Origin of the sequence: Mycobacterium sp. DL99 (genome assembly GCF_004762045.1) — a bacterium.
In the GTDB taxonomy this organism is placed as follows: Bacteria; Actinomycetota; Actinomycetes; order Mycobacteriales; family Mycobacteriaceae; genus Mycobacterium.
In genome coordinates, this window is the sequence record NZ_SJOM01000007.1 from 4,475,672 (window position 1) to 4,490,169 (window position 14,498).

Annotated in this window: 14 protein-coding genes; 2 read left to right on the forward strand and 12 right to left on the reverse strand. The window is 65.5% G+C overall.

Annotation, left to right across the window (positions count from 1 at the left end; genetic code table 11):
* Positions 1 to 96: 96 nt before the first annotated feature.
* From EYZ64_RS21800 to EYZ64_RS21840, 9 genes are all read right to left on the reverse strand, one after another.
* Positions 97 to 1,287 (reverse strand): acyl-CoA dehydrogenase family protein, encoded by a 1,191-nt coding sequence (locus EYZ64_RS21800; protein ID WP_135456623.1) that lies wholly within the window; start codon positions 1,285 to 1,287, stop codon positions 97 to 99.
* 10 nt (positions 1,288 to 1,297) lie between these two features.
* Positions 1,298 to 2,362: an acyl-CoA dehydrogenase family protein gene (locus tag EYZ64_RS21805; RefSeq protein ID WP_135456624.1), complete on the reverse strand. Its 1,065-nt coding sequence runs from the start codon at positions 2,360 to 2,362 to the stop codon at positions 1,298 to 1,300.
* A complete protein-coding gene (locus tag EYZ64_RS21810) occupies positions 2,362 to 3,225 on the reverse strand; it encodes an amidohydrolase family protein (RefSeq protein WP_135456627.1) in 864 nt (287 codons plus the stop codon). The genes EYZ64_RS21805 and EYZ64_RS21810 overlap by 1 nt, the downstream gene beginning before the upstream one ends.
* Positions 3,222 to 4,853, reverse strand: a complete 1,632-nt coding sequence (locus tag EYZ64_RS21815) for an acyl-CoA synthetase (RefSeq protein WP_135456629.1) — start codon at positions 4,851 to 4,853, stop codon at positions 3,222 to 3,224. The genes EYZ64_RS21810 and EYZ64_RS21815 overlap by 4 nt, the downstream gene beginning before the upstream one ends.
* Before the next feature lie 5 nt (positions 4,854 to 4,858).
* Positions 4,859 to 6,109 (reverse strand): amidohydrolase family protein, encoded by a 1,251-nt coding sequence (locus tag EYZ64_RS21820; RefSeq protein ID WP_135456631.1) that lies wholly within the window; start codon positions 6,107 to 6,109, stop codon positions 4,859 to 4,861.
* Positions 6,110 to 6,113: 4 nt separating this feature from the next.
* Positions 6,114 to 6,935: an enoyl-CoA hydratase gene (locus EYZ64_RS21825; protein WP_135460174.1), complete on the reverse strand. Its 822-nt coding sequence runs from the start codon at positions 6,933 to 6,935 to the stop codon at positions 6,114 to 6,116.
* 101 nt (positions 6,936 to 7,036) lie between these two features.
* The gene (locus EYZ64_RS21830) at positions 7,037 to 8,044 is read right to left on the reverse strand and encodes a dihydrodipicolinate synthase family protein (protein WP_135456633.1); all 1,008 of its coding nucleotides are present in this window, start codon (positions 8,042 to 8,044) and stop codon (positions 7,037 to 7,039) included.
* Positions 8,045 to 8,067: 23 nt separating this feature from the next.
* Positions 8,068 to 8,862: an SDR family NAD(P)-dependent oxidoreductase gene (locus EYZ64_RS21835; RefSeq protein WP_135456635.1), complete on the reverse strand. Its 795-nt coding sequence runs from the start codon at positions 8,860 to 8,862 to the stop codon at positions 8,068 to 8,070.
* 7 nt (positions 8,863 to 8,869) lie between these two features.
* The gene (locus tag EYZ64_RS21840) at positions 8,870 to 9,631 is read right to left on the reverse strand and encodes a crotonase/enoyl-CoA hydratase family protein (protein WP_135456637.1); all 762 of its coding nucleotides are present in this window, start codon (positions 9,629 to 9,631) and stop codon (positions 8,870 to 8,872) included.
* A gap of 260 nt (positions 9,632 to 9,891) precedes the next feature.
* On the opposite strand from EYZ64_RS21840, the gene EYZ64_RS21845 reads away from it, so the two are divergent.
* On the forward strand, positions 9,892 to 10,656 hold the full coding sequence (locus tag EYZ64_RS21845; protein WP_210115548.1) for a TetR/AcrR family transcriptional regulator: 765 nt from the start codon (positions 9,892 to 9,894) through the stop codon (positions 10,654 to 10,656).
* Positions 10,657 to 10,719: 63 nt separating this feature from the next.
* On the opposite strand, the gene EYZ64_RS21850 is transcribed toward EYZ64_RS21845, so the two are convergent.
* The 3 genes from EYZ64_RS21850 to EYZ64_RS21860 are packed head-to-tail and all read right to left on the reverse strand — an operon-like array spanning position 10,720 to position 13,612.
* The gene (locus EYZ64_RS21850; RefSeq protein ID WP_135456641.1) at positions 10,720 to 11,895 is read right to left on the reverse strand and encodes a thiolase family protein; all 1,176 of its coding nucleotides are present in this window, start codon (positions 11,893 to 11,895) and stop codon (positions 10,720 to 10,722) included.
* Positions 11,896 to 11,946: 51 nt separating this feature from the next.
* Positions 11,947 to 12,849: an enoyl-CoA hydratase/isomerase family protein gene (locus tag EYZ64_RS21855; RefSeq protein ID WP_167857919.1), complete on the reverse strand. Its 903-nt coding sequence runs from the start codon at positions 12,847 to 12,849 to the stop codon at positions 11,947 to 11,949.
* Positions 12,839 to 13,612 (reverse strand): FadR/GntR family transcriptional regulator, encoded by a 774-nt coding sequence (locus EYZ64_RS21860; RefSeq protein ID WP_135456643.1) that lies wholly within the window; start codon positions 13,610 to 13,612, stop codon positions 12,839 to 12,841. The genes EYZ64_RS21855 and EYZ64_RS21860 overlap by 11 nt, the downstream gene beginning before the upstream one ends.
* A 91-nt stretch (positions 13,613 to 13,703) precedes the next feature.
* Between EYZ64_RS21860 and EYZ64_RS21865 the strand changes: the two genes are divergently transcribed.
* Positions 13,704 to 14,498: an enoyl-CoA hydratase/isomerase family protein gene (locus tag EYZ64_RS21865; RefSeq protein ID WP_210115549.1), complete on the forward strand. Its 795-nt coding sequence runs from the start codon at positions 13,704 to 13,706 to the stop codon at positions 14,496 to 14,498.

Consider the following 14,498-nt stretch of genomic DNA (forward strand, 5'->3'; position numbering starts at 1 on the left):
GGAGCTCGCTGGCGCCCACACGGGGACTTCCCTCGACGAGCAGACGTGAATGTGCCCCGAAACCAGCGTTTCGGGGCACATTCACGTCTGCTCACGCTATGAGGCCTTCGCCTTGGGGCCCGAATAGTTCGGCTTCCCCAGGCCCAGCACATGCTGAGCGATCATGTTGCGGAACACCTCGAGCGTGCCGCCGTAGATGCCGACCAAGGGCGCGAAGCGGTAGACGTACTCGCTGCGATCATCGGCTCCCCCGTCGGCCCCGATCGGCAGCGCGGCCACTGATCCCGCCATATCCATCAGATCCGGGGCGATATCACGCATGGTCTGCGCCAACGCCACCCGGCCGAAAATGCTGGGCGCCGACAGTGACGCCTCCAGACGAGCCACACTGCGCCCCAACCGATATGCAACCGATCCATCGTCAACCGCAGCGCGCCCACTGGCATCCGGCGTACCGACCAGCGCGGCCACGTTGTCCGCGGCCTCGGCCACGAATCCGGCCTGATGCATCATGATCGCGACATCGGCCAGACCGTCGTCGGCGGCTGCGACCGCCCCGTGCTCGGCGTCGAGCGGTTCACGGACCACCGTCCAACCACCGTTGACGTCACCGAGCCGATACTTGTCGTCGACCCGGACATCGGAGTAGTACACGATGTTGGTGCGGTCACCGTCGACGGTGCGGATGCCCTGGATCTCGATGCCGTCGGAGTCCAGCGGCACCAGGAACATGGTGAGGCTCTTGTGTTTCGGCGCCTCCGGATCTGTGTTGGTGATCAGGAAGACGTACTGGCAGTTGTGCGCGCCGGTGGTGAACATCTTGGAGCCGTTGATTACCCACTGGTCACCGTCACGCACCGCGCGGGTCTTGCACGTGGCGACATCCGACCCACCCTCAGGCTCGGTGTAACCCAGGCACATTCGCACAGTGCCGTCGAAAACCCCGCGCAACACATCGTCGCGGATCTCGGGGGAGGCGAACTTCGTCACCGACCGGGCGATCATGATTGTGGTCCCCCAGGTCACCCACGGCACCTCGGCGCGACGCTTCTCCAGTTGCCAGATGCGTGACTGCACCCGGGAGAAGCCGCCGTCGGCCTCGGGCTTGAATTCCTTCTCCAGGTAGCCGGCGGCGCCCAGGGCCAGGTGCACTCCCTCGTGAAAGTTGTCGCCGGTTTCGCGGTCGTGGCGGATGACGTCCTCGGTAACGACACTTGAGAGGAACTCGCGCACCTCGGTGCGGAACGCGTCGTCCTCCGCGGACAGTTCGACTGTTGAGAAATCCACGCCTGCTCCCCTAAACCTTTGTGACTTCCCGGCTCTCGCGAGCCGCGACGATGTGGGCGACGTGCACCGCGGTGGCGCCCGGGTCACCACCGGCCAGCGCCCAACCGCGCGCCCGCACCAGGTACGCGGTGGCTGCCGCCTCCGCGGACACCCCGAGTCCACCCTGAACGTGTACCGCCGTGGTGGCAGCCTTGGCGGCCTCCTCGGCCATGAAGACGAACGCCGAAGGTGCCAGTTCCGGCCGCTCGTCCGGCTCGTTGTCCAGGAACCATGCGGCTCGACGCACCAGGCCCCGCCCGCTCTGGACGGTGATGGCGATGTTGGCCAGCGGATGCGAGATGCCTTGTAGCGTCCCGATCGGCACGCCCAGGGTGTAGCGGGACTTGGCGAACTCGGCGGCGATCGTCATGGTCTCCTCGACCAGGCCCACCAGCGCCGCTGCGGTCAGCAGACGCCATTCATCCAACGCCCGTTGATATTCCACCAGGGCATCGGCACCGCTGGCCAGCACCACCCGGGTGTCTGCGGTAGCCGGGTCGACCCAGGCCATCGGCAGCTTGCCGATGTTGTCGACGCGTGCCGGGCGCGTGGAGAAACCTAGGAGCACGACAGCTCCATCTCCATCGCCGTCGCGGACGATGATGTGGTCCGCGATCGATCCGACCGGAATGAGCCGGGTGCCGGTCGGCGCCACCTGCTGCGGGTCGAGCCCTACGATCTGGGTGCCGTTGACAATGTCCTCTGACTCGAGCGCACCGAGTCGTGCCAGCAACCGCGCCGCCACGACATGGTCGATCCACGGCACGGGCGCCAACGAGCGGCCGAGCTCCTCGGCCACCAAGGTCAGGTCGACGAGTGTCGCCCCGTCACCGCCGGCGGATTCCGGGAGTGCCATCGTCGTGGCGCCCATGGCGCACAACCGTTCCCACAAACTCTTGTCGAAGCCCGACGGCTCGGCCGCACGCACGGTTTCGATGTCGGAGTGCGTCTTGAAGAACTGCCGGTATGCGGTCTGGAGGTCGACGTGGTCCTCGGTCAGGCTGTAATCCAGCCTGCGCAGTTCGTAGCGGTCCATCAGCTCTCCATCTCCTTTTTGCTCCTCGCGTGCGCGGTGTCCTCGCCGAAGAAGAACTCCGCGGCATTGTTGTAGAGGTAGTTGTCCAGCACATCAGCCGGCAGATCGAGTGCCAGCGCCTCCGGCACGACGCGCTGCATGCGGAGCACCGGGAAATCCGAGGCGAAGATGACCTTGCCCTTCCCCCTGGTTCGCATGAAGTGCAGCAGGGATTCCGGCAGCCGCTTGGGCGACCACGCCGACGTCATCAACCGCAGGTTCTGGTATTTGATCAGCATCCGGATCGCGATGTCCCACCACGGATCTGCGCCGTGGATCATGCACAGTTTCAGCTCAGGGAAGCGCACGCATACGCGGTCGAGATGGATGGGGTTCTGTACCTCACCTGGAATCGGCGGGCCGGGCAGCCCGGTGTTGACGCACAGCGGCAGTTCCATCTCGGCGCACTTGGTGTACAGCGGGTAGTACACCGCGTCGCTGGGCGGGTACTGCCCGTCTCCCCAGAAGCTCGGTCCGACAACGGTATAGGCGACGGGGAGATCTGCCACGACGGCCGCGAGTTCACGCAGCGACGGAATGGGGCGCAACAGATTGACCCCGCCGACCGCCAGCGCGAACCGATCGGGGTGGGCCTCGACGAACTTACGCGCCGTCACCGACGGCTTGGCCAGGTTGTCCATCAAGATGGCCTTGCGTACCCCATGGGTGTCCATCTCATCGAGCATCTCCGAGAGGTCGATCTGGTCGTACATCGAATTCGGACCCTTGAAGTAATCATCGCGCACCTTCTGCATGAAGGTGGGCTGGTTCTCGGTCTCGCCGAAGTGCACGTTGGCCAGACAGTCGATCACCTTGTGACTCATACCCGTTCCCTCTCCGTCTGGCCAGCTGCCACCGCTACCCCCTTGGCCCAGCGATAGTCGGCCTTACCGTTGCCGAGCCGTCGGATCTGCTCGACGAATACGACTTCCTTGGGGATCTTGAAACGCGCGAGCACATTCGCGCAGTGATCCCGCAACGCATCTGGGCTCACGTCGTCGCGCACTGCCACGACGGCGACGATCTCTTCGCCCCACCTCTCGCTGGGCCGGCCCACCGCGAGCGCGTCCACCACCTGGGGATGCGCACGCAAGACTTCTTCGATCTCCTCGACGAACACCTTCTCGCCGCCGGTGTTGACCACCAACGAATCCCGTCCCAACAGGCGCAGGGTGCCGTCCGCTTCGAGCGAGGCGCGGTCACCCGAGACCACCACCCGTTCTCCGGCAACCTCGGGGAAGGTCTTCACCGTCGCCGCCTCGTCGTTGAAGTAGCCGAGTGGGATCCGGCCGTTGCGCGCCACCCAGCCCACCTCGGTGTCGCCGGGATCAAGGAAACGGGAGTAATCGTCGGCCAGCACCAGCCCGCCGGCCCGTAGCTGGAAGGTTTCGGCAGTCGCAGTTTCGCGCTGGGTGTGACCGAATCCCATGTTGCCGGTCTCCGAAGAGCCGAACCCGTTGATGATGGTGATCTGCGGGATATGTTCCAGCAGTGCGCGTTGATGTTTCGGGTTGGTGGCCGCACCACCCGTGCCGATCGCGAACATCGACGACAGGTCGTAGGAACGCCGGCCCAACTCCTCGACGATCGGGGCGGCGTAGGCGTCGCCCACCATCGTCATCAGCCCGATCTTCTCCCGCTGCGCGGTTTCGAGCACAGTGCGCGGGTCGAAGCGTGGCTTGGTGTCGTGCAGCACCACGGTCTGGCCGGACAGCAGGCCGGAGAAAGCGGTCCACATCCCGGCGGCATGCATCAATGGCGACACCGCGAACCACGGCGGGCCGGCATTGGCCACCTTGTCGTGGATCTCGCTCACCTCATCGTGGTCGGCGCCGTTCATCGATGACACGTAGATGTCGCCCTGACGCCACATCACGCCTTTGGGACGGCCCGTCGTACCGCCCGTACAGACCATCAGCAGGTCATCAGGTGACGGGGCGACGTCGCGGTCGGTATCTCCCTGAGCCAGAGCATCTTCCAGTGTCACCGCATCCGGCAACTCGGCTCCGCCGCCGTCGTCGATCGAGATGAGCAATTCGGCCTGCAGCGCTTCATCCCCCAATACGGAAGCGAACTTGGCCCCCAGCGATCGGTGGTAGATCACCGCGCGGGGCTTCAGGTAGGCCAACAAGTCGGCCACCTCGCCCGGCGAGTAGTAGTAGTTCACGTTCACCGGGACCGTCCGCGCCTTGAGGCAGCCGATCACCATCTCGGGATACCGGTCGTTGTGCATGACGAGCGCGACCACGTCCTGACCGCATTCCCAACGGTTCAGGTCCCGACGCTCCCGATACGCACCCAGGCCCCGGGAGGCCAGAAAGCTGGCCAGCCGGCGGGTCCGGTCGGCGCCCTGGGCGAAGGTGGTGCGGCGGGTGCCGCACACCGTCATCTCCCGGTCGGGCACCGCCTCGGCGATCGCATCGACGACGGCGCCGATCGTCCACTCCGCCATGCTGACTACGCCGGCACCGTCAGGTGCCCGGCACCGGCTGCAACACGATTCACGTCACCGAGCAGGGTAAGTGCGTTGTCGCGCATCACCATCCGGGTGTCCTCGAGGCTGAACTCGGGGAACTGCGGGATGTCGGCGGTGAACGTGGTCGGATCTGCGAGACCCTCACCGTGCGGCCAGTCGGAGCCGAACAGGATCTTGTCGACACCGATGGTGTCGGCGAGCAGCTTCACATCGTCCTCGTAGTACGGCGCGATCCAGACGTTGTTGCGGAGCTGCTCGACCGGATCCTCTCTGAAGTGATACGGCGCGTTGTTGGCCGCCTTCTTGAGCCGCTTGATCAGCCGGTAGACGAAGTACGAACCGTTCTCGATGCTCACGACCTTGAGCTTGGGATGCCGGGTGAACACCTGGTGCACGATCATCGAGGCCATGGTGTCGTGGATGGCGCGGTCGTCCATGATCACCATGTCGAGCGGATCACGCTTGCCGAACCCCTTGAATACTCCGCTACCGCCCCACAACGCCGGGACCGCCATGTACCCGGAGTCAGACAGATGGAAGACGACCGGGACACCGGCTTCGGCCAGGCGGGCCCACACCGGGTCGTGCAGCGGGTCACCGAGTGAGCGGGGCCTGACCGCACCCGGTACCGGTGCCGGCCGCACACAGACGAGCTTGGCGCCGCGGCTCAGCACGAATTCGACTTCCTCGACGGCCTTTTCAGGATCGGCCAGCGAGATGATGGGAGCCGACACGAATCGGCCGTCGGGCCGGTCGAATCCCCAGTCCTCATCGAGCCACAGGTTGAAGGCGTGCACCGAAGCCATGGTGGCCTCGATGTCGTGCTTGAGTCCTTCCTCCACACCGCAGGCGAAGGTCGGCAGCATGAACACGGTCTCCAGATGCTGGCGGTCCAGTACTTTCACCCTGGCATCGCGATTCTGGTATTCGGGATGGTCAGCGAGCCGGTCGACCTTCATCAGTGACGCGGGGTCCACCCCTTCGGGGATCTCGCCGCGGAACAGCAGATCCAGGCAGCCCGGCTCGATGATCGGATCGAAGGTGGGGTTGGGGATGAAATGGTTGACCGTCCCGCCGAACATCGCCAACGTACGTTTGCCGTCCTGCACCATCTGCACTCCACGGCTCCGGAACTCCTTGGGCAGGTGCCGGGTGAATGCATCGACCGGCTCGTAGTAATGGTTGTCGACGTCGACGGCGAGGTATGGAAGCCGTTCGGGAGCTTCGGTCATATCATCAACCTTCTTTCAGGGGCGGGAAGTTCGGGGGCCGTTTTTCGAAGAATGCGGTGATGCCCTCGACGAGATCGGGGCGGACCATGGACTCGTGCATGAGCTTCTCGGCGCGGTCGCTGACGTCGGCGACGTTGTCATTGGCGTCGCCGTAGAGCTGGCCCTTGATCACCGCCATTGAAGCCGGCGAGCAGTTGCGAGCCAGATCCTCGGCGTACTCCAAGGCGCGGGTCAGCAGATCCTCAGGCGCGACAACCTCTTTCACCAACCCGAGCGCGACGGCTTCCTCGGCGAAGAATGTCCGGCCGGATAGCAACAGGTCCGCCGAGGCGCCCCAGCCGGCCAGTCGAGGCAGGATCCAGGTGATGCCGTATTCGCCGATCAGCCCCCGGCGCGGGAAGGCGGTGGCGAATTTCGCGCCGGCCGCCGCGAATCGGACATCGCACATCAGCGCGTGGGTGAGGCCGATGCCGACGCACGCCCCGTTGATGGCGGCGACGACCGGTTTGCGCAGCTCGGTGAGAAAGTGCGGGTGACGTTCGCCGACGATCTTGCTGACATCCGTGTCCTCGTTGATGCTGCCACCCAGATCCTGCATGGCACCCATGTAGGCGCCGGCGCAGAAGCCGCGTCCGCTACCGGTCAGCACAATCGCCCGGACGGCCGGATCGGCTTCTGCGCGATCGAAACTCGCGTACACGCCGGCGGAGATGTCCGCGCCCCAGGAGTTCAGCCGATCCGGACGGTTGAGGGTGATAACCGCGACCCCGCCGCCAGTGACCTCGTAGAGGACCGCCTCGGTTCCCACACTGTCAGCGACCGTCATGCGCCGATGCCCCACCAGCCGTTCAGACATACATACTGTATACCTATCGGTAGTGCATTCCGCAAGCCTCGTGTCGCCCCCACGACCTGCGCAAAGACGGTTCAGGCGTCGATCACACCGAGCTTTCGATAGGCGGTCTCGATCTGAGTCTTCGCCGCATCCGGAAGCAATGCCTGGGGCGGACGGGAATGCGGGTAGCCGCCGACGGGCAATCCCAGCACCGAGGCCGCGTATTTGAAGGCGTCGGACCAGTGGGTGAAATAGTCAGCGCGACCCGGGTAGCAGGTGAACCAGGACCCCATGTCCAGGCTGAACTGGTCCAACCCCGACTCCCGGCCGAAGTCCATCGCCTCGATGAGCCGGTCGGCGTACACCAGGTCCCAGTATTCGGTGAAGATGCGGCGCTGCGGCGTTTCATAGAGGTATCCGGCGGTGCCCAACTGGGCCGGGCAGACGATGCCCTCCCGCAGCCAGCCGGCCCGGTACACCGTGGTGTCGCATTCCCAGACCGCCAGGTATGGCGCCAGGTCATGCAGTCGACGGCTCGCCGCCGGCCGGAACGCCCCCTCCTTGGTCGCGCACACGGCGGGGATCGCCTCGGCAATCCGGGCACTCTCGTCGGGTGCCAGTACGTAGCCCGAGGACGGTGAATTGAACATCCCCAGCGCGATATCCGTGCGGTCGGCGATGTATCGGAAGAAGCGCAGAACGCCCTCGCCCCCGTGCGCCTCCATCATCGGCGTCTGGATGTAGACGATGTCGGCACCCGACTGCTGCGCATGCAGCGTGAGTTCCAGACAATCTTTGGCCGAGGTCGCCGCGGTGCAGGCCTGAATCACGACATCCGGGTTGGCCCGGCGCCCCTCCTCGATCGCCACCTCGAGCAACTGCTTGCGCTCGGGGAGGGTCAGCGCCCAGAACTCGGCCAAACCGCTGGTACACCAAAGCATCTGGTGACCGAGGTCGCCGACGCAGTAGCGCACCAGGTACCGGTAGGCATCCCAGTCGATGTCGTCGCCGTCGGTTCCGCAGAACGGGGTGTATAGCGAGTCACCGATCCCGCGCAGGGCACCGCGGGCCCAGTCCCGTGCTTCGCCTGCCGTTGCCATATCGCGCTCCTCTAGATCTGGGCTCAGATAAAGTCGCTACCGCCATCGACGTTGATGTTCGCGCCCGTCATGTACGAGTTGCGCTTGGACGCGAGAAATGCTGCTACAGGCCCGATTTCGCCGGGAAGTCCGGCACGCGGCAAGTGGGCGGGGTGCCCGAAATGCTCGTCGATGGCCGCCATCAACGCATACGGGTCGTCGCCGTCGACACCCACAGTGCCGGCCCAGCCCCGCAGCGCCTCCGACGAGATGCTGCCCGGGGAAACCACATTGACCATGATCTCGTCCTTGGCCAACAACAGCGACAGGTTCTTGGACACGCTGTTCACGGCCGCCTTGGCCGCCGTGTAGGCCGGCAGCCGCGTGCTCTGCCGCTGGGTGGAGTGGGCGGAGAAGTTGACGATGCGTGCCCATTCGGCATTGCGCAGCAACGGCAATGCCGCACGTACGCAGCGCACCATGCCCATCAGGCCGGCGTCGAACGCCTCCTGCCACTGGTCATCGGTCAACTCCTCGAAGTTGCCCGCGGCCCCCGGGCCGACCGTGTTGATCAGTGCGTTGAGCTCACCCCAACGCTCGCCCACCTCGGCGAAGGCCCGCTCGACCTGGGAGCTGTCCGAGGTATCGGCGACGATCGCCACCGCCTCCGGCGATCCCAGGCGGGCCAGCTCCGTTGCGGCAGCATCAAGTACGTCCCTGGACCGCCCGACGATCGCAATCCGCGCACCGTCCTCGGCCAGGCATTGCGCCGTCGCAAAGCCCATCCCGCGCCCACCGCCCACGACGACGGTGGCCGCACCTGCGAATCCGAGATCCATCGGAGAGTCAGGAACCGGTCCAGTTGGGCGCACGCTTCTCGGCGAACGCCGTCGCCCCCTCGATGGCATCCTTGGAAGCGAACACCGGCCCGAGCAGCTCGTTCTGCTTCTTCCACATCTCGGCCTGGCTCCACTCAGCCGACTTGACGATGATCTCCTTGGTCGCGGCGACCGCCAGCGGCCCGTTCGCGGTGATCTTCTCAGCCAGCTCGAGTGCACCCGCCAACGCCTCGCCGGGCTCGGTCAGCTTGTTGACGAACCCCCAGTCGGCTGCTTCCTCTGCGGTGAAATTCTCACCGGTGAGCGCGAGTTCCAACGCCTTCTGGTACGGAATGCGGTGAGGCAGCCGCAGCAGCCCGCCACCACCGGCCACCAGGCCGCGCTTGACCTCTGGGATACCGAATTTGGCCGTCCGCGATGCCACGATGAGATCGGTGGCCAGCACCATCTCGGTTCCGCCGGCGAGCGCGTAGCCCTCGACGGCAGCGATGACGGGCTTGCGCGGCGGCCGTTCCGTGAAGCCGATCCCGCGGCCCTCCACATATGGCAACTGACCGGAGGCGAACGCCTTCAGATCCATCCCTGCGCTGAAGTTCCCGCCCGCACCGGTGAGGATCGCGACAGACAGCTCCGGGCTGTCGTCGAGCTCGTCCATCGCCGCGGCCAGACCTTCCGCCACCGGCAGGTTGAACGCATTGCGCGCCTCGGGCCGATTGATGGTGATGACGAGGGTGCGCCCCCGTCGTTCGGTGAGAACTTCGTCCGACATCGCTGCCCCTTTACTCGCGGCCCAATAACCCGGAAAAGCCTACTATAGGGATTACAGTACAAAGGCGGCACCCCATCGGCAGTGCCCGAGCGACGCATCGGCGCGAACGGTGGAAGGCCTCCACGGAAGGGCTACCGGTAAGGTTGACAGCGACAAGACCCCGCGACACGCGCCCATAGGCGCAGTTCAGCTGGTGGCCGGCGGTAAATTCACCTGCGATTGAGCCGCGGCACAGGGACGACTTGAGCAGAATCGATTCGATGGAGGTGCCCGCAGTGGCAAAGCAACCGACCGCTGAGAAACGTCAACGGCGCGAACGTGGGTCCATCAATCCTGACGACATCATCAACGGCGCATTCGAACTCGCCGAGCAGGTGTCGATCGACAACCTCAGCATGCCACTGCTGGGCAAACATCTCGGCGTCGGTGTCACGAGCATCTACTGGTACTTCCGCAAGAAGGACGATCTGCTCAACGCGATGACAGACCGCGCGCTGCGTGAGTTCGTCGTCGCCACCCCTTACGTCGAGGCCAAGGATTGGCGCGAGTCACTGGCCAACCACGCCCGGACCATGCGAAAAGCCTTCATGGGTAACCCGATTCTGTGTGATCTCATTCTCATTCGGTCGGCACTGAGCCCGCGCGCCGCACGCCTGGGTGTGCAGGAGATGGAGACCGCGATCTCCGGGCTGGTCGAGGCGGGGCTGTCGGTCGAGGATGCCTTCGACACCTATTCGGCCGTGTCGGTACACGTCCGAGGCTCGGTCGTACTGCACCGCCTCTACGAGAAGAACCGGGCCAACGACAACGCGCCCGGCGACTACGAAGAGACCATGGTCATCGACCCCGAGGTCACCCCGCTGCTGGCACAGGTCACCAGCGAGGGCCACCGTATCGGCGCGGCTGACGAGAAGAACTTCGAGTACGGCCTGGAGTGCATCCTCGACCACGCCGCTCAACGGATAGCGGCGAACGCCGGCAAGACCAAGAAGACGCCCGCCCGGCGCAAGGTCACAGCCAGCTGAGTCCGCGTCCACGGCGCATCCTTTTCGGAGCTTCGCGCCGGGGACGCAGAGGGCCAACCTGGTTCAGACCTCGATGACCAGTCCGCCGCCCTGGCCGCCGCCGGCGCACATCGCGGCCACGCCGATACCGCCACCGCGACGCTGCAGTTCGTAGATCAGCGTGGTGACCATGCGGGCACCGGAAGCCGAGATCGGGTGGCCGAGGCTGCAGCCGCTGCCGGAGAAGTTCACCAGCTCCTCGTCGATGCCGTACTTGCGCACCGCGGCGATCGGCACCGAGGCGAAGGCCTCGTTGATCTCCCACAGCGCCACATCCGAGGGCTTGAGCCCGGCCCGGTCCAGGACCTTCCCGATCACCTCGACACCGCCGAGGCCGCAGTCACGAGCCGGCACACCGACGGCACCCCAGGCCCTGACCTTGGCCATCACGTTGAGGTTCTCCGCGGCCGCATAATCGTCGCCGACCAGGGCGACAGCAGCGGCAGCGTCGTTGGTGCCGCTGCTGTTGCCCGCGGTGATGGAGAATCCTTCGATCTCCGGGTGCAGGACCTTGAGTTCGGCGAGCTTCTCGGCGGTGGTACCGCGGCGCGGATGCTCGTCGACACTGAACTCGATGACCGAGCCGTCGGGCTGGGTCACCTTCAACGGCACGATCTCGTCGAGGAACTTGCCCGCATCGATGGCCGCGATGGCCCGCTGGTGCGATCGGGCGGCCCAGGCGTCCATGTCCTCGCGGGTGATCCCGGCGGCCTGCGCGGTGTTCCAGCCGACCGTGATCGACATGTCGCGCATCGGCGCATCCGGGGTCTCGACATGCGTCGGGGTCATCCACGGCTCGATGAAGGTCAGCTCCGGCCCGGGCACCCGCCACTTCATCAGCGGCGATGACGACAGCGACTGCACGCCGCCGGCCACCAGGACTCGCTCCATGCCGGAGCCGATCTGGGCCGAGGCGTTACCGATCGCGGTGAGCGATCCCGCGCAGTGCCGGTTGACGGCCTGGCCGGGCACGGACTCCCAGCCCAGCGCGTCGGCCGCGTAGCGCGCGATATCGCCGCCGCCGTAATTGGATTCGGCGAAGATCAGATCGTCGATGGCCTCCGGAGCGATGCCGGCCCGACGCACCACCTCGGGCAGGACGGTGGTGATCAGGGTTTCCGGCGGGGTGTTGACCAGCGTTCCCTTGAAGGAGCGGCCGATCGCTGTGCGGGCAGCGCCCACGATGACGGGTGTTGGCATGGTTTCACCTTTACGCTATATCGTGTTTATGTAACGGTATCAGGGGGGTTTCTACTGCGGCTCGGGGACGTGGAAATATTCGTCACGCAGCCGGAACGCTTCCTTCGTGCCATGTTGCGCGCGGGTCTTGACGAAGTTGAACTCGCCGGGCGAGAACTGCAGGTTGGTGCCGTAGGCGTGGAAAATGTAGCTCGCCACCTCCTCGCCCTGGTAGGCCTGACTCTGTTCGACGAGCCGGAACGCCTCCTTGGCGATCACCACCCCGTCGGCCGGCATCTTGGCCACCTTGGCCGCCCAGTACTGCGCGCGGGCCGTCACCTGATCGGCATCGCACATGTCGGTGAAGACACCGAGGTGTTCGATGGAACCGGCCTCGACGATGTCCCCGGTGAGCAACATCCGCCGGGCCAGCACCGGCCCGAGGCGGTGGAAGAACATGTGCAGGCTGCCCAGCGCAGGGCCGAGGAACCGGGTGGCCGGCATCCCGATCTTGGTGTCACGGGCGATCACCGAGATGTCGGTCATCAACGCCATCTCGAATCCACCGCCGAGTGCGTAACCATTGATCTCGCCCACGGTGACCTTCGGGAACCCCATGAAGTTGTGGTAGAAGCCAAACGACTTGCGGTCCACCGTGAGTCGGCGACGCTGGCTGGGGCGCGACTTGCGTGAGTCCTTCCCCGCCCCACTACCTTGCTCTTCGCGCGAGCGCTCATCGCGATCGCCATACCAACCGTAAGCGTTGTTCATGTCGGCACCGGTGCTGAACACACCCTCGGCGCCACGCAGCAGCACCACGGTCAGATCGTCGTCGTCGGCCACGATGTCGAGGTAGCGCGCGACCTCGTCGCGCATCGCGGCGTCATAGGAATTGCGCTGCTTGGGATTGTTCAGCGTGATGGTGGCGATGCGGTGGTCCGCATCGACCGCGAAGAGCACCCGGTCATCTGTCATGCGAAATCAACCTCGCTTCAATGGTTTTGCCGTTGTTGGCGGCCAGCGTGGTGCGCCGCGCCGCAGTGAGATGGTCGGCCGCGAGCTTGGTCGCCCGGGCCGGATTGCCGTCGGCGATCGCGCCCACCAGCCGTTGGTGGTCCCGCAGTGCAGCCCGCATGGTGGGGGCCGACATGCCCGCCTCGCCTTCACCCGTCCACACCCCGGACTCGTGCGTCGACCAGATCAGCTCCAGCGAGCCGATCAGCAGGATCATCGGTTCGTTGCCGCATCGGGACACCAGGGCTTCGTGGAACCGCCGGGCGTTGGGCACATACTGCGCGGTGTCGTCGAACTGCGCTGCCTGACGGTCGATCTCGGCCTGTAGGTACGGCACCACCTCGGTGGCGCGGTCCTCCCGGGCGGCGCACATTCCCGCACAGATCGGCTCCAGATGCAGCAGCGCCTCGCTCACATCGGCCGGCGTGGCGGCCCGCGTCTGCAGCACCATGCCGATCATGTGGGCGGTGCGGTCGGCCGACGGCATCTGCACCACCGCTCCCCCGACATTTCCGCGGCGGACCGAGATCAACCCGTCGGTCTCCAGGAGGTGAATGGCCTCGCGCAATGCCGGCGGACTGACCCCGAAGTCCTGGAACAGGCTCTCCTGGGTAGGCAGGATGTCGCCCGCACGGAGGCGGCCGGACAGGATGTCGTCGCGCAGTTTGGACGCCACGATCTCGGCAACCCGAGGCTGCCGGATGCGCCTCGCGCGTCCTTCCATCAGCGACCTTTCCTTGCTAACTTGTACAAGATAGTAACCGCATCGCCTACTGTATGGGCAACTGTATGGATTGGGAAAGGCTGGAATCCAGGTGAGTGACGGTTCGGTGACCACGTCCCGCGCGGACTCCCTCCTGCGCATCACCATCGACCGCCCGTCGCGGCGTAACTCGTTGAACCATCAGATGATCGACGATCTGGTCGGGATCTTGTCGGCGGCCGCCTACGACGATTCCCTGCGGGCGATCGCCATCATCGGGGCCGGTGACGACTTCTGCACCGGAGCCGACTGGGTCGCCACCAACGAATCGGGTCAGCGGCCCCGCACCGGCGATCTGGTCCGGCGGATCCCCCATACCGCGCACCGCGTCATCGAACTGGTCGCCACCATCCAGCTGCCGGTGGTGTGCGCGGTGCGGGGCTGGGCCGTCGGGCTGGGCTGCAACCTGGCACTAGCCGCCGACTTCACCATCGCCGATACCGGCGCCACCTTCTGGGAACCGTTCATGAGCCGCGGGTTCACCCCCGATTCCGGCGCGACCTGGCTGTTGCCCCGGCTGGCCGGGGTGGCCCGGGCCAAGCGCATGCTGCTGCTCGGCGAGCAGGTCACCGGGTCCCAGGCTGCCGACTGGGGGTTGATCCACGATGCGGTTGCCGCCAACCAGTTGGATACGGCAGTGGACTCCTTATTGGCGCGGCTGGCCGCCGGACCGACCGTGGCAATCGGGCTCGCCAAGCAGGCCATCGCCTACGGCCAGCACGCAACGCTCGCGCAATCACTCAACCAGGAGCTGTCCAACCTGGAACTCTCCTGCCGCACCACCGATTTCAAAGAGGGCCTGGCCGCGTTCCGGGAACGTCGCGACCCGAATTTCCAAGGCCGATAA

Excerpts from the sequence above, each read along its gene's own strand:
- EYZ64_RS21805 (WP_135456624.1), bottom strand. The coding sequence starts at position 2,362 with ATGGACCGCTACGAACTGCGCAGGCTGGATTACAGCCTGACCGAGGAC.
- EYZ64_RS21810 (WP_135456627.1), bottom strand. The coding sequence starts at position 3,225 with ATGAGTCACAAGGTGATCGACTGTCTGGCCAACGTGCACTTCGGCGAG.
- EYZ64_RS21815 (WP_135456629.1), bottom strand. The coding sequence starts at position 4,853 with ATGGCGGAGTGGACGATCGGCGCCGTCGTCGATGCGATCGCCGAGGCG.
- EYZ64_RS21820 (WP_135456631.1), bottom strand. The coding sequence starts at position 6,109 with ATGACCGAAGCTCCCGAACGGCTTCCATACCTCGCCGTCGACGTCGAC.
- EYZ64_RS21825 (WP_135460174.1), bottom strand. The coding sequence starts at position 6,935 with ATGACGGTCGCTGACAGTGTGGGAACCGAGGCGGTCCTCTACGAGGTC.
- EYZ64_RS21830 (WP_135456633.1), bottom strand. The coding sequence starts at position 8,044 with ATGGCAACGGCAGGCGAAGCACGGGACTGGGCCCGCGGTGCCCTGCGC.
- EYZ64_RS21835 (WP_135456635.1), bottom strand. The coding sequence starts at position 8,862 with ATGGATCTCGGATTCGCAGGTGCGGCCACCGTCGTCGTGGGCGGTGGG.
- EYZ64_RS21840 (WP_135456637.1), bottom strand. The coding sequence starts at position 9,631 with ATGTCGGACGAAGTTCTCACCGAACGACGGGGGCGCACCCTCGTCATC.
- EYZ64_RS21845 (WP_210115548.1), top strand. The coding sequence starts at position 9,892 with ATGGAGGTGCCCGCAGTGGCAAAGCAACCGACCGCTGAGAAACGTCAA.
- EYZ64_RS21850 (WP_135456641.1), bottom strand. The coding sequence starts at position 11,895 with ATGCCAACACCCGTCATCGTGGGCGCTGCCCGCACAGCGATCGGCCGC.
- EYZ64_RS21855 (WP_167857919.1), bottom strand. The coding sequence starts at position 12,849 with ATGACAGATGACCGGGTGCTCTTCGCGGTCGATGCGGACCACCGCATC.
- EYZ64_RS21860 (WP_135456643.1), bottom strand. The coding sequence starts at position 13,612 with ATGGAAGGACGCGCGAGGCGCATCCGGCAGCCTCGGGTTGCCGAGATC.